This window comes from Rhizobium sp. AG207R (genome assembly GCF_027109195.1).
GTDB lineage: Bacteria > Pseudomonadota > Alphaproteobacteria > Rhizobiales > Rhizobiaceae > Rhizobium > Rhizobium dioscoreae.
In genome coordinates, this window is sequence record NZ_JAEPVT010000008.1 from 127,948 (window position 1) to 140,937 (window position 12,990).

General features: G+C 61.0%; 14 protein-coding genes. 1 reads left to right on the top strand and 13 read right to left on the bottom strand.

The genetic code is table 11. The features are described 5' to 3' along the window. Window positions 1–120 precede the first annotated feature (120 nt). The 13 genes from JJQ51_RS20260 to JJQ51_RS20320 all read right to left on the bottom strand — a co-directional run bounded on the left by JJQ51_RS20260 (window position 121) and on the right by JJQ51_RS20320 (window position 12,038). The gene (locus JJQ51_RS20260) at window positions 121–1,200 is read right to left on the bottom strand and encodes an ABC transporter ATP-binding protein (RefSeq protein WP_113390906.1); all 1,080 of its coding nucleotides are present in this window, start codon (window positions 1,198–1,200) and stop codon (window positions 121–123) included. After that, window positions 1,197–1,997, bottom strand: coding sequence for an ABC transporter permease (locus JJQ51_RS20265; RefSeq protein ID WP_113354667.1), 801 nt, complete (start codon window positions 1,995–1,997; stop codon window positions 1,197–1,199). The genes JJQ51_RS20260 and JJQ51_RS20265 overlap by 4 nt, the downstream gene beginning before the upstream one ends. Window position 1,998: 1 nt before the next feature. Beyond that, window positions 1,999–2,871, bottom strand: a complete 873-nt coding sequence (locus tag JJQ51_RS20270; RefSeq protein WP_269245195.1) for an ABC transporter permease — start codon at window positions 2,869–2,871, stop codon at window positions 1,999–2,001. Between the two features lie 114 nt (window positions 2,872–2,985). Continuing rightward, a complete protein-coding gene (locus JJQ51_RS20275; protein ID WP_113396226.1) occupies window positions 2,986–3,996 on the bottom strand; it encodes an ABC transporter substrate-binding protein in 1,011 nt (336 codons plus the stop codon). A gap of 38 nt (window positions 3,997–4,034) precedes the next feature. Continuing rightward, window positions 4,035–4,364 carry an NIPSNAP family protein gene (locus JJQ51_RS20280; protein ID WP_113390903.1) on the bottom strand — a complete coding sequence of 110 codons (330 nt, stop codon included), beginning with the start codon at window positions 4,362–4,364 and terminating at the stop codon, window positions 4,035–4,037. Between the two features lie 5 nt (window positions 4,365–4,369). Continuing rightward, window positions 4,370–5,833, bottom strand: coding sequence for an aldehyde dehydrogenase (locus JJQ51_RS20285; protein ID WP_269245196.1), 1,464 nt, complete (start codon window positions 5,831–5,833; stop codon window positions 4,370–4,372). 5 nt (window positions 5,834–5,838) lie between these two features. Continuing rightward, a complete protein-coding gene (locus tag JJQ51_RS20290) occupies window positions 5,839–6,879 on the bottom strand; it encodes an LLM class flavin-dependent oxidoreductase (RefSeq protein WP_269245197.1) in 1,041 nt (346 codons plus the stop codon). Next, on the bottom strand, window positions 6,876–7,811 hold the full coding sequence (locus JJQ51_RS20295; protein ID WP_269245198.1) for a flavin reductase family protein: 936 nt from the start codon (window positions 7,809–7,811) through the stop codon (window positions 6,876–6,878). The genes JJQ51_RS20290 and JJQ51_RS20295 overlap by 4 nt, the downstream gene beginning before the upstream one ends. Continuing rightward, the gene (locus tag JJQ51_RS20300) at window positions 7,808–8,644 is read right to left on the bottom strand and encodes an alpha/beta fold hydrolase (protein ID WP_269245199.1); all 837 of its coding nucleotides are present in this window, start codon (window positions 8,642–8,644) and stop codon (window positions 7,808–7,810) included. The genes JJQ51_RS20295 and JJQ51_RS20300 overlap by 4 nt, the downstream gene beginning before the upstream one ends. Before the next feature lie 25 nt (window positions 8,645–8,669). Continuing rightward, the gene (locus JJQ51_RS20305; protein WP_269245200.1) at window positions 8,670–9,272 is read right to left on the bottom strand and encodes an amino acid synthesis family protein; all 603 of its coding nucleotides are present in this window, start codon (window positions 9,270–9,272) and stop codon (window positions 8,670–8,672) included. A 349-nt stretch (window positions 9,273–9,621) separates the two neighbouring features. Next, the gene (locus JJQ51_RS20310) at window positions 9,622–10,533 is read right to left on the bottom strand and encodes an agmatinase (RefSeq protein ID WP_269245201.1); all 912 of its coding nucleotides are present in this window, start codon (window positions 10,531–10,533) and stop codon (window positions 9,622–9,624) included. A gap of 21 nt (window positions 10,534–10,554) precedes the next feature. Continuing rightward, window positions 10,555–11,250: a GntR family transcriptional regulator gene (locus JJQ51_RS20315; RefSeq protein WP_152094545.1), complete on the bottom strand. Its 696-nt coding sequence runs from the start codon at window positions 11,248–11,250 to the stop codon at window positions 10,555–10,557. Between the two features lie 86 nt (window positions 11,251–11,336). Continuing rightward, a complete protein-coding gene (locus tag JJQ51_RS20320) occupies window positions 11,337–12,038 on the bottom strand; it encodes an ArsR/SmtB family transcription factor (protein WP_269245202.1) in 702 nt (233 codons plus the stop codon). A gap of 129 nt (window positions 12,039–12,167) precedes the next feature. Here JJQ51_RS20320 and JJQ51_RS20325 point away from each other — a divergent pair, with 129 nt between their 5' ends. Then, window positions 12,168–12,935, top strand: coding sequence for a metallophosphoesterase family protein (locus tag JJQ51_RS20325; RefSeq protein WP_145635010.1), 768 nt, complete (start codon window positions 12,168–12,170; stop codon window positions 12,933–12,935). The last annotated feature ends 55 nt before the right edge of the window (window positions 12,936–12,990 follow it).

Sequence of the window (12,990 nt, forward strand, 5' to 3'; positions counted from 1 at the left end):
TGCGCAATACAAATCCGGGAAGCTCTACATGGTATAGAACGCACTCTGGCGTAAATAGCGCTGCCGTCCTCGCTGCCATTGTCTTCATCGCGCTTCGACAACGCCAGCCTCCGGTCAGCGCTAACAGAAGACATGCGCGGCGTCGGGATCGAACTCCAGATGCACGTTATCGCCGCGGCTAAGACCCGAGATGGCTTCGTGGCCGAAGGGCAGGCGCACGGACAAGGTTTCGCCGGCGGCGATCCGTGTCGTCACATGCACGTTGTTGCCGAGGAAAGTGATATCGTTGACGGTCGCGCTGAGGCCCTTGCTCACACCCGCCTCGCGCCCGAGCCGGATGCGTTCCGGCCGCAACATCAACGCCGCTTTGCTCCCCGACGCCGGCCGGCCGTGAACCGGAATGCTGTCGAAGATGATCTTGTCGCCGAGTGAGATCGTCGCCTGGCCATTGTCCGATGAAAGCAGATGACAGGAAATGAAGTCGCTGTCGCCGATGAACTCGGCGACAAAACGAGTGCGTGGATTGGCGTAGAGTTCCGGGCCGGTTCCTATCTGATCGATGATGCCTTTGGAGAAGACGGCGATGCGATCGGACAACCGCAGAGCCTCTTCTTGGTCGTGGGTCACATAGAGGATCGTTACCTCGGTTTGCTCGTGGATCCTTTTGATCTCGTGCTGGATTTCTTCGCGCAATTTCTTGTCGAGAGCCGACAACGGCTCGTCCATCAAAAGCACCGGCGGGTCATAAGCGAGTGCCCTGGCAAGAGCGACGCGCTGCTGCTGGCCGCCGGACATTTGCGCGGGCTTGCGATCCTCGAAGCCTTCCAGCCGGACAAGGCGGAGCATTTCCCTGACACGGCTGTCGACCTCTGCCTTGGGCTTGCGGCGCACCTTCAACGGAAAGGCGATATTCTCTCCGACGGTCAAATGCGGAAATAGCGTATAGCGCTGGAACACCATGCCGATATTGCGCTTGTGCGATGGTGTCGACAGCAGCGTCTCGCCGTTCAGCAGGATATCGCCCTTGGTGGGGTTCTCGAAACCGGCGAGGATATAAAGCGTCGTGCTCTTGCCCGAGCCGGAGGGGCCGAGAAAGGTCAGGAACTCGCCGCGCTTGACCTCGAGATTGACGTCGTGGACCGCGACGACGGGACCGTATTCCTTGCGGATGCCTTTGATCTTCAGGAAGGATTCGCTCATTTTCTTAGAACCTTGCGCACGATCGCGGCCAGCGTCATCAACATGACCGTCAAAAGAATGAGAAGTGTGGAGGCAGCAGCGACGACCGGCGTCAGGTCCTGCCGGAGCGTCGCCCAGACTTTGACGGGCAGCGTCTGCAGCGTCGGGCTCGCCATGAAGATCGCAACGACCACCTCATCCCAGGACGTCAGGAACGAGAAGACGGCAGCCGAGAACAATCCGTGGCTGATGGCGGGCAGCGTGACCCTGATCTTCGCCTCGAGCGGAGATGCGCCGCAAAGCACGGCGGCATCCTCGATCGACTTGTCAAAGCCTTCGAGCGCCCCAGCGATCGACAGGATGGAAAAGGGTAGCGCCAGGACCAGATGGGACAACACGAAGCCGACTAAGGTGCCGCCCAGCCCAATTCGCAGGAAGAAGGCGTAGAGAGCGACGGCGAACACGACGACGGGGAGGATCATCGGCGTCAGGAACAGTGCCTTCAGCGCATCGCGAAACATGAACTTCCCGCGCACCAGGCCGAAGGAGGTCACAAGACCGAGCAGCACCGAAAGCACCGTGACGATCGAAGCGATCTTGAAGCTCGTCCAGGCGGAAGCCAGCCATTGCGGATCGGAAAGCAGTTCCGCGTACCAGCGCCAGGTCCAGCCCGGCGGCGGAAAGATCAGCCATTGCGATGAGCCGAACGACAAGGCGGCGATGAACAGGATCGGCAGAAGAAGAAAGGCCGCGGTCAGGACGGTGATGGCAAGCAGCACATATTTCCACCAGCCGAGACGATCGAAATTCAGCAACATCTCAGCGTCCCCCCGTGCTTTGAACGCCGAAGAGCCGCAGCTGGACGGCATAGAGCGTCAGGGTGACGACCAGCAGGACGAAGGCGGCCGCGCCGCCCATGCCCCAATTGACGAGCGATTGCACGAACTGGGCGATGAGTTCGGCGAGCATCATGTTCGCGGTGCCGCCAAGCAGCGACGGCGTGACGTAGTAGCCGAGCGACATGACGAACACCATCAGGGCTCCTGCCATCATGCCGGGAGCGGCAAGCGGTATTAGAATGCGAGTGAGGCACTGCAGACGGCTGGCACCGCACAGCGCCGCCGCCTGCAGCACGGCCGGATCGATCTTCTTGATGACGCCGTAGAGCGGCAAGATGATGAAGGGCAGCATGATATAAGTCATGCCGATCGTCACACCGGTCAGGTTATTGACGAGGGCAAGCGGCTTGTCGATCAGGCCCATGCCGATCAGCATCTTGTTGATCAATCCCGTACGCTGCAAAAGCACCATCCAGGCATAGGTGCGCGCGAGCAGGTTCGTCCACATCGACAGCAACAGGATCGCAAAGACGACCGAGGACCAGCGCGACGGCATGATCGCCAGCGTCCATGCCACGGGAAAGCCGATCAACAGCGATAGGACGGTGACGACGCCCGACACGATGAACGTGTTGGCGAAGATCTTTAGATAGGTTTCTGAGCCCAGCAATTCGGCGTAATTGCCGACGCCGAAAGCCGGCTCCATCACGCTGCGCAGAAGCAACGCGATGACCGGAAAGATGAAAAAGATCGCGACGAAGGCGAGGGCCGGCGCGACCTGCGCGAATCCGGTCGACCCTGCCGTCTTGCGCGCCGGTGCGGCCGCGTCCGCGACGTCTACGTATGTCGACATGGCAATCCTTTCCCACCATGGGCGCTGTTGAGCAGCGATCGCTACGCACAGGCCTGGACCTCGCATTGCCCCACCGCGGAGATTTGTCCGCGGTGGTCTGGTCATCTCCACCGCTTACTGAGCCTGCCAGGCGTACCACTTCTTGCCGATCGCATCCCTGTTCGCGGCCCAGTAATTCATGTCGGCATTGACCTGACTGGCGGTCTGCTGGTCCGGCAAGGTCTTGGCTATTTCAGGGTCCATCAGTTTCGCCGAGCCGAGGTTTGTCGGCGCATATCCGGTGGCCTTCGCCAAATCGGCCTGCGACTGTGCCGAGGTCGCGAGCGCGATGAATTTCATCGCCGTTTCGAGGTTCGGCGCACCCTTGGGGATGACAAGGGCATCCGCTGCCGTGATGTTCTGGCTCCAGGAGGTCTCCGTCTTGACGCCGCTGTTGGCAAGCGCGGTCATGCGGCCATTCCAGAGACTGCCGAAAGGCGCTTCGGCCGAGGCCAGCAGCTGCTGCGATTGCGCGCCGCTCGACCACCAGACAATATCGGATTTGATCGTATCGAGCTTCTTGAAGGCGCGATCGAGATCGAGCGGATAGAGCTTGTCGGCGGGAACGCCATCGGCCAAGAGCGCCGCTTCGATGACCCCCGGCGCGGACCATTTGTAGAAGGTGCGCTTACCGGGGAATTTCTTCGTGTCGAAGAGATCAGCCCAGGTCTTCGGGCAGGCGCTGACCGCATCGGCGTTGCAGCCGATGACAAAGGAATAATAGAAGCTACCGACGGAGTAGTCGCTGACGAAGCGCGGATCGAGCTTGGACTTGTCGATGACGGAAAAGTCGAGCTTTTCGAGCAGACCCGCCTTGCCGGCCTGCGCGGCATAATCACCCTCGACGTCGACGACGTCCCAGCTCACCTGGCCGGCTTCGACCATTGCTTTCAACTTGCCGTAATCCGTTGGGCCGTCCTGCATGACGCCGATACCGGTCTTTGCCGTGAACTGGTTGGCCCAGGCGACCTTCTGCGCATCCTGCGTCGTTCCTCCCCAGCTCGTGAAGACCATGGTGTCGGCCTTGGCGGGCATGGATGCGGCCATCATGGCGGCAAAGGCCGCGAGTGCAATTCCTGCTTTCATGTTCCCTTGTCCTTGTTTTCGGTTTTTAGAGGCATGCCTTACGCGCCCGCCGTTGATCTCAATGGGGAGAAATCAGCGGGCTTCATGATCTTGTTTTCCGCTTGTTCGATCAGGTCGCGGATCTTCGGCAGGAAGGCCTGCCATTTGGGGTCGGCGGCCAGCCGCCCGCGCCGCGCCTCGCGATCGTCGAGGCTTGCATAGGCCCAGATGTGCACGATCTCGTTGATGACACCGATTTCCGAGTAGAAGTAGCCGACGAGATCGCCGAGATGGGCCTTCTGGATGGCAATCCCTTCCTCTTCCACCACCTTCAGATATTGCGGGGTCGTGCCGTTCTTCAGCCGGTAGGTGCGGATCTCGTAAAACATCGGTCTCACCTCATGACGAAGGAATCGGGAATCGGATCGTCCGATGTGCGCAGCCAGATCGTCTTGGTGCGCGTATAATCGAGCGCCGCGGCAAGCCCGCCTTCCCTGCCATGGCCCGAAAGGCCGAAGCCGCCGAAGGGCGCGATAGGCGATACCGCGCGATAGGTATTGACCCAGACGACGCCGGCGCGGATGCCCTTCATCAGGCGATGGGCGCGTGTGAGATTCTGGGTGAAGACACCGGATGCCAGGCCATAGCGGGTATCGTTTGCAAGCCTCAAGGCTTCTGCCTCGCTCTCGAACGAGATAACCGACAGAACCGGCCCGAAGAATTCCTCGGCCAATGACGGCGAGTTGACGCCATCGCAATCGAGGATTGTCGGCGGGAAGTAATAACCCACGCCGTCTGGCTTTTGGCCACCGGTGATCAGCCGAGCGCCGCTCGCAATGGATTTCTCGAGGAGAGCGGCCACATGATCCTGCTGGCGCTTCGTAGCTAGCGGGCCGACCTCGGTCGCCATGTCGAGCGGTGAACCGATGCGGATCGCCTCGGCCTTGCGCTTGAGGATCGACAGAAAGGCATCCTTGACGCTGGCCTCGACGATCAGCCGCGAGCCGGCAACGCAGCTTTGACCAGTCGCCGCGAAAATGCCGGCGACTTGCGCATTCGCGGCGCTCTCGAGATCGGCATCGGCAAAGACGATGAAGGGTGATTTGCCGCCCAGTTCCAGCGAGGTCGAAGCAAGGTTCTCGGCCGAATTGCGGATGACATGGCGTGCCGTCTCCGGTCCGCCGGTAAAGGCGATATGCGCGACCTTGGGGTGCCGCCCGAGTACCGCGCCGCAAGAAGGGCCGAAACCGGTGATGATGTTGACGACGCCGGCCGGAAAGCCGGCTTCATGAACCAGGCGCGCGAATTCCAGTAACGGCGCCGGACCATCTTCGGACGCCTTGACGACCATGGTGCAGCCGGCAGCGAGCGCCGGTCCAATCTTCACCGCCGAGAGAAAAAGCTGACTATTCCACGGCACGACCATGGCTACGACGCCGACTGGCTCGCGGCGCAGCCAGACATCCATGTCCGGTTTGTCGATCGGCAGGTAGGAGCCCTCGATCTTGTCGGCGATGCCGGCATAGTAGCGATAATAGTCGGCGACATAGGCGATCTGCGCCGAAGTCTCGCGGATGATCTTGCCGGTGTCGAGCGTCTCCAGTTCGGCAAGTTTCCGTGCATTGGCCGCGACGAGATCCGCGAGCCTGTAGAGAAGCTTGCCACGCTGCGTCGCCGTCATCTTTGCCCAGGGGCCCTCGTAAAGCGCCTTTTCGGCGGCATCGACGGCGCGGTCGACATCAGCCTCCCGCGCTTCCGGCATTTCTGCCCAGACGTCGCCAGTCGCGGGATCGATGCTCTGGAAGCGGGCTTCCCCATCTACAAATTCGCCGTCGATGTAATACTGGAAGCGCTGCATGGCGTTCACTCCTGAAATGCCGGCATGACCTCGGCGATGAAGCGTTCGAGCGATGCCTTCTTGCGCTCAAACGACATGCCGGTGTCGATCCAGAAGGAATATTCGTCGTAGCCCATCGCCTGATAGGCCTTCAGTCGGGCAATCACGGTTTGGGCATCGCCGACGACATTGTTGCTGCGCATGACCGCATCCGACAGCATGGGATTGGCGCGAATGTCCTCTTCCGGGATGCGCTCGATCAGGCCCTGATGGATCGGCTTCTCGTTCTTGAACCAGGCGAAGAAGTAGTTGTAATAGACGCTGAGCTCATGGGCGGCCTGCGCGATGTCATCCTCGGACGAGCCGACATAGGTATGACGCAGGAGCATGATCTTCGGTCGCTCGATGTCCGGGCTCTTGGCGCAGGCGTCATTGAACCGCCCCATCAGCGCCTCGACTTCATCGTCACCCTGCCAGAGCGGCGTCACCTGGACATTACAGCCATTGGCGACGGCGAATTCATGCGAATTCGGGTCGCGCGCGGCAACCCAGATCGGCGGATTGGGCTGCTGCAGCGGCTTTGGCGCCGAGGTGGTCGGCGGGAATTTGAAGAACTCGCCCTCATGGGCGTAATCCCCCTGCCAGATGCCTTTGACGGCCGGGATCAGCTCGCGCATGCGCTGACCAGCGCCCCAGGCGTCGAGACCCGGCAACAATCGCTCATATTCAAAGGAATAGGCGCCGCGGGCAATGCCGATATCGAGCCTGCCGTCGCAGATGATGTCGGCCATGGCGGCCTCGCCGGCAAGCTTGATCGGATGCCAGAAGGGCGCGATTACCGTTCCGGTGCCAAGCCTTACCCGCGATGTGCGCCGCGCCAGATCGGCGATGGTCACGAAGGGATTGGGCGCGATGGTGAAATCCATCCCATGATGCTCGCCCGTCCAGATCGCGTGCATGCCGCCCTTGTCGGCGATCTCGCACAGCGCGACGAACTCCTCATAGAGGCTTTTATGCGTCTGGTTCGCGTCGAGGCGCTCCATGTGAACGAAGAGAGAGAATTTCATACCCGCACCGCCTTTCCGGAAACCGGTCGCACCATGCCGGAGGTCTCGTCGCCAAAATAGACCCCGAAATTGCCGATCTGGCTTTCCAGCGCGAAGCGGGAGACGATATCGGCCGTGGAGCTGGTCTTGAAATGCGCGGTCTTGAGCGCATCCGGCTTGAGGAACCGGCCCTCGCGCGGCTCACCTTGTGAAGCAAAGGCCCGATAGACGATGTGATGCTTGCCATCGCTCCTGCCTTCATAGACGGAATAGAGAAAGCCGACGGTCACGGTAAGGCCGGTCAGCGTCTGTAAATACTGACCGAGAATATCGGCGGGGCTGCCCTCCCTGCCCTCGCAATTGGGAAGAGCCAGAACATCGTCCCCGAGCAGCAGGATCTTGCCGTCGCGCTCGAGAACGGCACCCAGCTCGATATTGCCCTCCGCCGCAGCGGAGACCGCCTTGCTCGCCAGGATCGGGGTGAAATAGCCGCCACGGGCATAGCCCAGCCCATTGCGGCCGCTATTGTCGAACGAGACGATACGTCCCATCAGGACAACGTGATCGCCTGCTTCGATCACTTCGCTCATGGCACATTCGAACCAGGCGGCGACATCGGCGAGGATCGGACACCCATCCGCCCCGGAAGTCCACTCGACGGCGGCGAACCGGTCTTCAACGGGTCGGGCAAAGGTGTTGGAGACCGCCTTCTGCGTCTCCGAGAGCACATTGATGGCAAAGTGCTTCGCGCTCGTCATGGCCGCGAAATTACGCGAGGTCTTGGCGAGGCAAACAAGAAGAAGCGGCGGCTCAAGCGATACCGACGTGAAGGAATTCGCCGTAAAGCCGATCGGCAGACCAGCCTGATCGCGCGCGGTGACGACCGTCACGCCCGTCGGAAACGCGCCGAAGGCGTCGCGCAGCGCCCTTGGATCGAAATCTTGTGCCGTCATCTTGCGTCCTCCCCGCATGAAAGCCACTCGGCAAGCAGCTCATTGACGATAACTGGCGCGGTCAGGTTCACCATATGGCGGTGCCCTTCGACGATCCGTGCCCAGCCTTTGGGTGCCGCCGTCGCCATCTCCTCCGCCATCCGTGGCGTCGAGTTCGGATCGTCGGATCCCGTCAGGAACAAGGCCGGTGCCCCGACATCGGACCAGCGATCGGCATAGGTCTCATCGCCACCGGCGAAAGCCGCATAGGCCGCGGCATAGGCTTTCGGATCGACAAGGCTCAACCAGTTCCGCGTGAGTTCCCGCGCGACTCCACTTTGAGCATCATCGCCGAACCAACGCTGCAGCGGGCCCTCCTTGTCGACACCTGAAATCGGTATCGCGGCTGCGCGAGCCAGCACGGCCGCCTTGGCCTCGGGGTCGCGCCGATAGACGCCATTGAGATAGGCGACCCTCTTGATCCGCTCACCGAAGGTGGCGGCGGCCCCTCCGGCAACGAGCGCGCCCATCGAATGGCCGGCGACATTGACCTCACTGAACGCCATCTCATCGAGAAAGCCGCCGAACCAGGCGACAAAGGCTTCCAGCTTGCTGCCCGGAGGCAACCCAACGCTTTCCCCATGACCCGGCATATCGACGGCGATGACGCGATGGCTTCTGGAAAAAGCCTCGATCTGTGGCGCCCAGGCTTCAAGCCGCATGCCGACACCATGGAGCAGCACCAGCGGCTCGCCTTTGCCGACTTCATGATAGGCTGTGCCGCGCGCCGTGTGCTTGCGAGGCAAGCCTCCCACAATCAGAAGATCGGCCTTGTTCTGATCCATCGTTTCCATCGCAGGCATCCAGACGCCCAATCTCTTAAACGCCGGCCGGATTGGAGACGTCCTGTCCCAGATCCTTAAGATCCTGATAGCGATCGCCGATGCGATGATGCGGCCTACCACCGATCGAGGCACCAAGCGCGATGACGATTTCGTCGGCGGCCGGTGCATCCGGTATCGACGTCTGGATTGTCAGATAATGCGAGCGGCGACCTTCGTCATTCTTGTCCATGAGCGGGATCATGATCGGCGCATTGGCTGGTCCGCGCGTGTTGCAGAAGGCGAGATAGGATTTGGCACCGACGGCATGGCGATAATGATTGCCGAAGCGAAGAGTGTGGATCAGCGCGGATGCATGCTCGATCTCGCCATCGAGACCGACGACGGCGGATTTGCCATAAGCCTCGACGGCCTCGCCCGATCCAACCGCATCGATAATCATCTTGGTGAGCAGTTCGCCGAGAAGGGGTGCCGTGGCATGAATCTCGGGCTTCAGATCCGCGACGAAGCCGCGACCAGCCCAAGGGTTTTTGACGATCGCGCATGCCGAGAAGAGTTTCAACGGCGTGGCCGCTGCCCTACCCCCTTCAACAAGCGTCGTTTCGATCTGCAGGACGGTTTTTCGGATCTGAAGGCTCATGGCTCGCTCTCATCTAGGATTAGATATGATGGTATGCCATAATACTGAACTGTCAAGCAGCTTCGAGCGACCGGACTAAAAAACCTGCCGTTGTCAGAAATAATCAGCTATATCAGTAGTTTATGGGGGGCAGAGAAAGGTGCCCGCGAAAGCGATGCTTGTCGCCGCGGATCTTAAGCCGCCGATGTTCCGCTTCCGTATTCGTTATTATGGTATACCGTCACACCGAAGGCGTGCCAGTGTCAACCCGCTCCGGGAGGCAAACGACAATTTGATGGGGCGTGACGGCTTCTCGCATCATCCGACGTGGCGCAAGCCGGCTCCTCATATGGCGAGATTTTCGCGGCCGTTAGCCCTGGCGGATGATGGCGCCGATCACATTGACGACAATGCGCGCGGCGGTCAGGGCCGAAAGGCCGTCGATATCAGCGGGAGGATAGAGCTCCACCAGATCAAAACCCGCGATGTCAGCCCGCCGGCCGAGGCCGGCGATCAGGTCGATGATCTGCGTATAGGTGAGGCCGCCGGGCGTGCGAGCCGCCACGCCCGGCATGATGCCGGGATCGATGCTGTCGCAATCCAGGGTGACAACGACCCGAGTACCCTTCGGAATGTGCCGGAGAGCGGCCTCGACCCCTTGTGCATGGATCTGGCGGGCCGTGACAAAGCGGCTGCCATAGCGTTGCGCTGTCTCGATATCCGAAGGGCGGGCACTGCCGACGCCACGCAGGCCGACCTGCACCATTCCGGCGACATGCGGCATCTCACTTACCCGCCGCATCGGGCTTGAATAGCCGTAGCGCTCGCTATGCAGCGTGTCGCGCCAGTCGATATGGGCATCGATCTGCAAGATCCAGACCGGCCCCTCATCCGCAAAGCCGGCGATGAACGGGATCGTGACGGAACAATCGCCGCCAAGCAGGATCGGAATGGCCGGCAATGCAAGCACGCCGCGCGTCCTTGCCTCGATCCGATCGCGGTTGCCGGCATTGTCGTGCATGACAGTCTCGACGTTTCCGACGTCGACGCAGTAAGCGGGCTTACCAGCAAACAACGGGCCACCGAGATCGAAATCCCAGTGATCGACCAAGCCGGCGTCATCCTGGCTGGCGTCCCGGATAGCTTCCGCCGACAAGGCATGCCCGCTGCTGTCCCTGCCGGGATAGGTACTGCCGTGACCCGCCCCGAAGATCACCACACGCGGCGGACCACCGTCATCGAGGCGGTCCGGGAAGCCGAGAAAGGAAGAGGAAGCCGGCATCTTCATGGCCTTCTTGGGAAATCAATCGATCGGCTGCCGCCCGGAAAGCACGGCCTGGGCGATGGCGCTTGCGCTGGCGACATGATCCATCGCCGCCTGATAGGCGCCGTCGCCGTCGCCGCGCCTGATAGCATCGACGATACGTGCCATCTGCGCGGGTCCTTGAACATCGCGATCTTGCGTCTTGATCGTCATGGAGCGCAGGTGATTGATGCGCACGGTCAGAAGGTTGACGACGCCCCAGGCCACATGGCGGTCGACCATGCTGAACAGCGTCTGATAGAACGACGATGTGTGGGCGAGCACACCGGCCATGTCCTTTTCGCGGTAGCTATGCCTTATGTCCTCGAGCGACTTGTCCAGTGCATCCGCGATCGCGGGGTTGTTCTGCTCGGCGCAAAGCCGTGCCGCCATCCCTTCGAGCGCGGCGCGGATCTCGTAGATCTGCTTGGCTTCGTCATGATTGAGCTGCGCGACGATCGGCCCCTTGTTCGGAAGGTTGGCGACGAGGCCTTCGGATTCGAGATGGCGCAGCACCTCGCGCACGATCGTGCGGCTGACGCCGAGCTGAGCGCAAAGATCGCGTTCGACCAGGCGGTCGCCCGGGCGGAAATAGCCGCTGATGATCGCCTCTCGCACCTTGTCGAGGGCGAGCTCCCGCAACGTCTTCGTCGGACGCTCCACGCGAATCGCGGCGCCATGCGCATCGTCATTCATTTCCAGACCCTCGATCTTCGGATACCATAATATGGCGTACCAAAATCATCCATTGTCGAAATGAAGTCAATGCGGGAGAGCGCCCGTCAGAGCAAGGCTTGCTCGTCAATGCCGAAATGCTTCTTCAACACCTTCCAACCTTTCGGCGTGACGTCAACGGCCCGGGACGAAGGTGCCCGCCGTATGCAACCCTTCGCCAAGAGGAACTTGGTCAAATGAACGCCAAGCGGTCCAGCAAGATGATGTTCTCTCTCCGTCCAATCGAGGCATTGCCGGGCAAGCCCATGGCGCGTGGGTCTGATGCTGGCCGTGTTCATGCCCATGCGGTCGAACCACTTCGCACCATCAGGCGTGAGTTCGAACCGCTTCTTTTCGGCCGCGACAAGGAACCCCTGCTCCACCAATCCATGGGTTAGGGCGATCCCAACGCGGCCGGCCAGATGATCATAGCAGCAACGCGCGAACCGAAGCTTCCGCGCATCCCGGGTCAACGGCTTTCTTCGCACGGATTGCGCCGGGCCGATGGAGGCGAGGGTCTCGAGCGCCAGCGCGACATGGGAACCGGCGAGACGGTAATATCGATGCCGCCCCGCGGCTTCCACGGCCAGCAGCTCGCCGGCCAATAATTTACCGAGATGCGAACTGGCTGTCTGTGCCGTCACGCCGGCCGCATGGGCGAGCTCGCCGGCTGGCCGCGCCCGGCCATCGAGGAGCGCCGACAATATGGCGGCCCGCGCGGGATCGGCAATCAGAAAGGCAACGGCTGCTATGTTCGGCTGGGTCGTCATGTCTAGGCCTCTCCACATCAGGCTGCATCATAACATCGAAATAGTTCGCATGCTTCGACCCATGTCGAAACATTGGGGCAGATCGCCGTCCTAGACTGACCGCTCAAGCAATTGCCGCGGAACCGACCCATGACAAAGACCATCCTCGCCTTTTTCACCGACACCCATCTCGGCCAGAAGCTGATCACCAAGACCGAAATCCCCGGCGACAAAATGGGCTATGAGAATACACCGCGACAGCACGAGCAGCATCTGCGCCTGGTCCTCAGCGATATCGCCCGCCGGGGTATTTCCAAGATCGTCTTCGGCGGCGATATCGGCACCGCGTGCTCGGTCGGCGGCTTTTTCGAGCATCTGCGCGCCCATGCCTTCGATGTGTCGCTCATTCTCGGCAATCACGATACCTACGGCGATGTCGCGCCGTACCACGACATGAGCGGCGCTACCGTGGCTGGGAAACTTTGCTACTCGCAGCAAGATCCGCATCTGAAACGGATTTTCCTCGATACGTCCGACAACGTCGTCGGCGACGGCCAGCGCGGGTGGCTCGCCCGCGAACTCGAAGGTGTGAGGCAGGCCGCGATCTTCCTGCATCATCCGATCCTGCCGCTCGACACGCCGATAGATCGAACCGGGGCAGCCCTGCGCGATCGGGACGAGGTCAGATCGCTTCTGATCGGCATGGATCGCCGGATATCCCTGTTCTGCGGTCACTACCACATGACCGACGAAGCCCGGGAGGCAAACATCACGCAATATGTCTCGCCAGCGGTCTCCTATCAGATCGTCAAGCAATCCGAACGTCTCACGGCCGATACGGGGACATTCGGCTATCGTATCCTGGAGATGGACGAAGAAGAGATCAAAACGCAGGTCGTCTTGTTTTCAAGGACCTAGCCTGCGCGGACGGCTCGCCGCGCCACTTCGTGGCAACAGGGGGAAAAGCATTTTC

What these genes read in the sequence shown, in the direction of transcription:
- JJQ51_RS20260 (WP_113390906.1), bottom strand. Translation starts at nt 1,200, where the DNA reads ATGAGCGAATCCTTCCTGAAGATCAAAGGCATCCGCAAGGAATACGGT.
- JJQ51_RS20265 (WP_113354667.1), bottom strand. Translation starts at nt 1,997, where the DNA reads ATGTTGCTGAATTTCGATCGTCTCGGCTGGTGGAAATATGTGCTGCTT.
- JJQ51_RS20270 (WP_269245195.1), bottom strand. Translation starts at nt 2,871, where the DNA reads ATGTCGACATACGTAGACGTCGCGGACGCGGCCGCACCGGCGCGCAAG.
- JJQ51_RS20275 (WP_113396226.1), bottom strand. Translation starts at nt 3,996, where the DNA reads ATGAAAGCAGGAATTGCACTCGCGGCCTTTGCCGCCATGATGGCCGCA.
- JJQ51_RS20280 (WP_113390903.1), bottom strand. Translation starts at nt 4,364, where the DNA reads ATGTTTTACGAGATCCGCACCTACCGGCTGAAGAACGGCACGACCCCG.
- JJQ51_RS20285 (WP_269245196.1), bottom strand. Translation starts at nt 5,833, where the DNA reads ATGCAGCGCTTCCAGTATTACATCGACGGCGAATTTGTAGATGGGGAA.
- JJQ51_RS20290 (WP_269245197.1), bottom strand. Translation starts at nt 6,879, where the DNA reads ATGAAATTCTCTCTCTTCGTTCACATGGAGCGCCTCGACGCGAACCAG.
- JJQ51_RS20295 (WP_269245198.1), bottom strand. Translation starts at nt 7,811, where the DNA reads ATGACGGCACAAGATTTCGATCCAAGGGCGCTGCGCGACGCCTTCGGC.
- JJQ51_RS20300 (WP_269245199.1), bottom strand. Translation starts at nt 8,644, where the DNA reads ATGGAAACGATGGATCAGAACAAGGCCGATCTTCTGATTGTGGGAGGC.
- JJQ51_RS20305 (WP_269245200.1), bottom strand. Translation starts at nt 9,272, where the DNA reads ATGAGCCTTCAGATCCGAAAAACCGTCCTGCAGATCGAAACGACGCTT.
- JJQ51_RS20310 (WP_269245201.1), bottom strand. Translation starts at nt 10,533, where the DNA reads ATGCCGGCTTCCTCTTCCTTTCTCGGCTTCCCGGACCGCCTCGATGAC.
- JJQ51_RS20315 (WP_152094545.1), bottom strand. Translation starts at nt 11,250, where the DNA reads ATGAATGACGATGCGCATGGCGCCGCGATTCGCGTGGAGCGTCCGACG.
- JJQ51_RS20320 (WP_269245202.1), bottom strand. Translation starts at nt 12,038, where the DNA reads ATGACGACCCAGCCGAACATAGCAGCCGTTGCCTTTCTGATTGCCGAT.
- JJQ51_RS20325 (WP_145635010.1), top strand. Translation starts at nt 12,168, where the DNA reads ATGACAAAGACCATCCTCGCCTTTTTCACCGACACCCATCTCGGCCAG.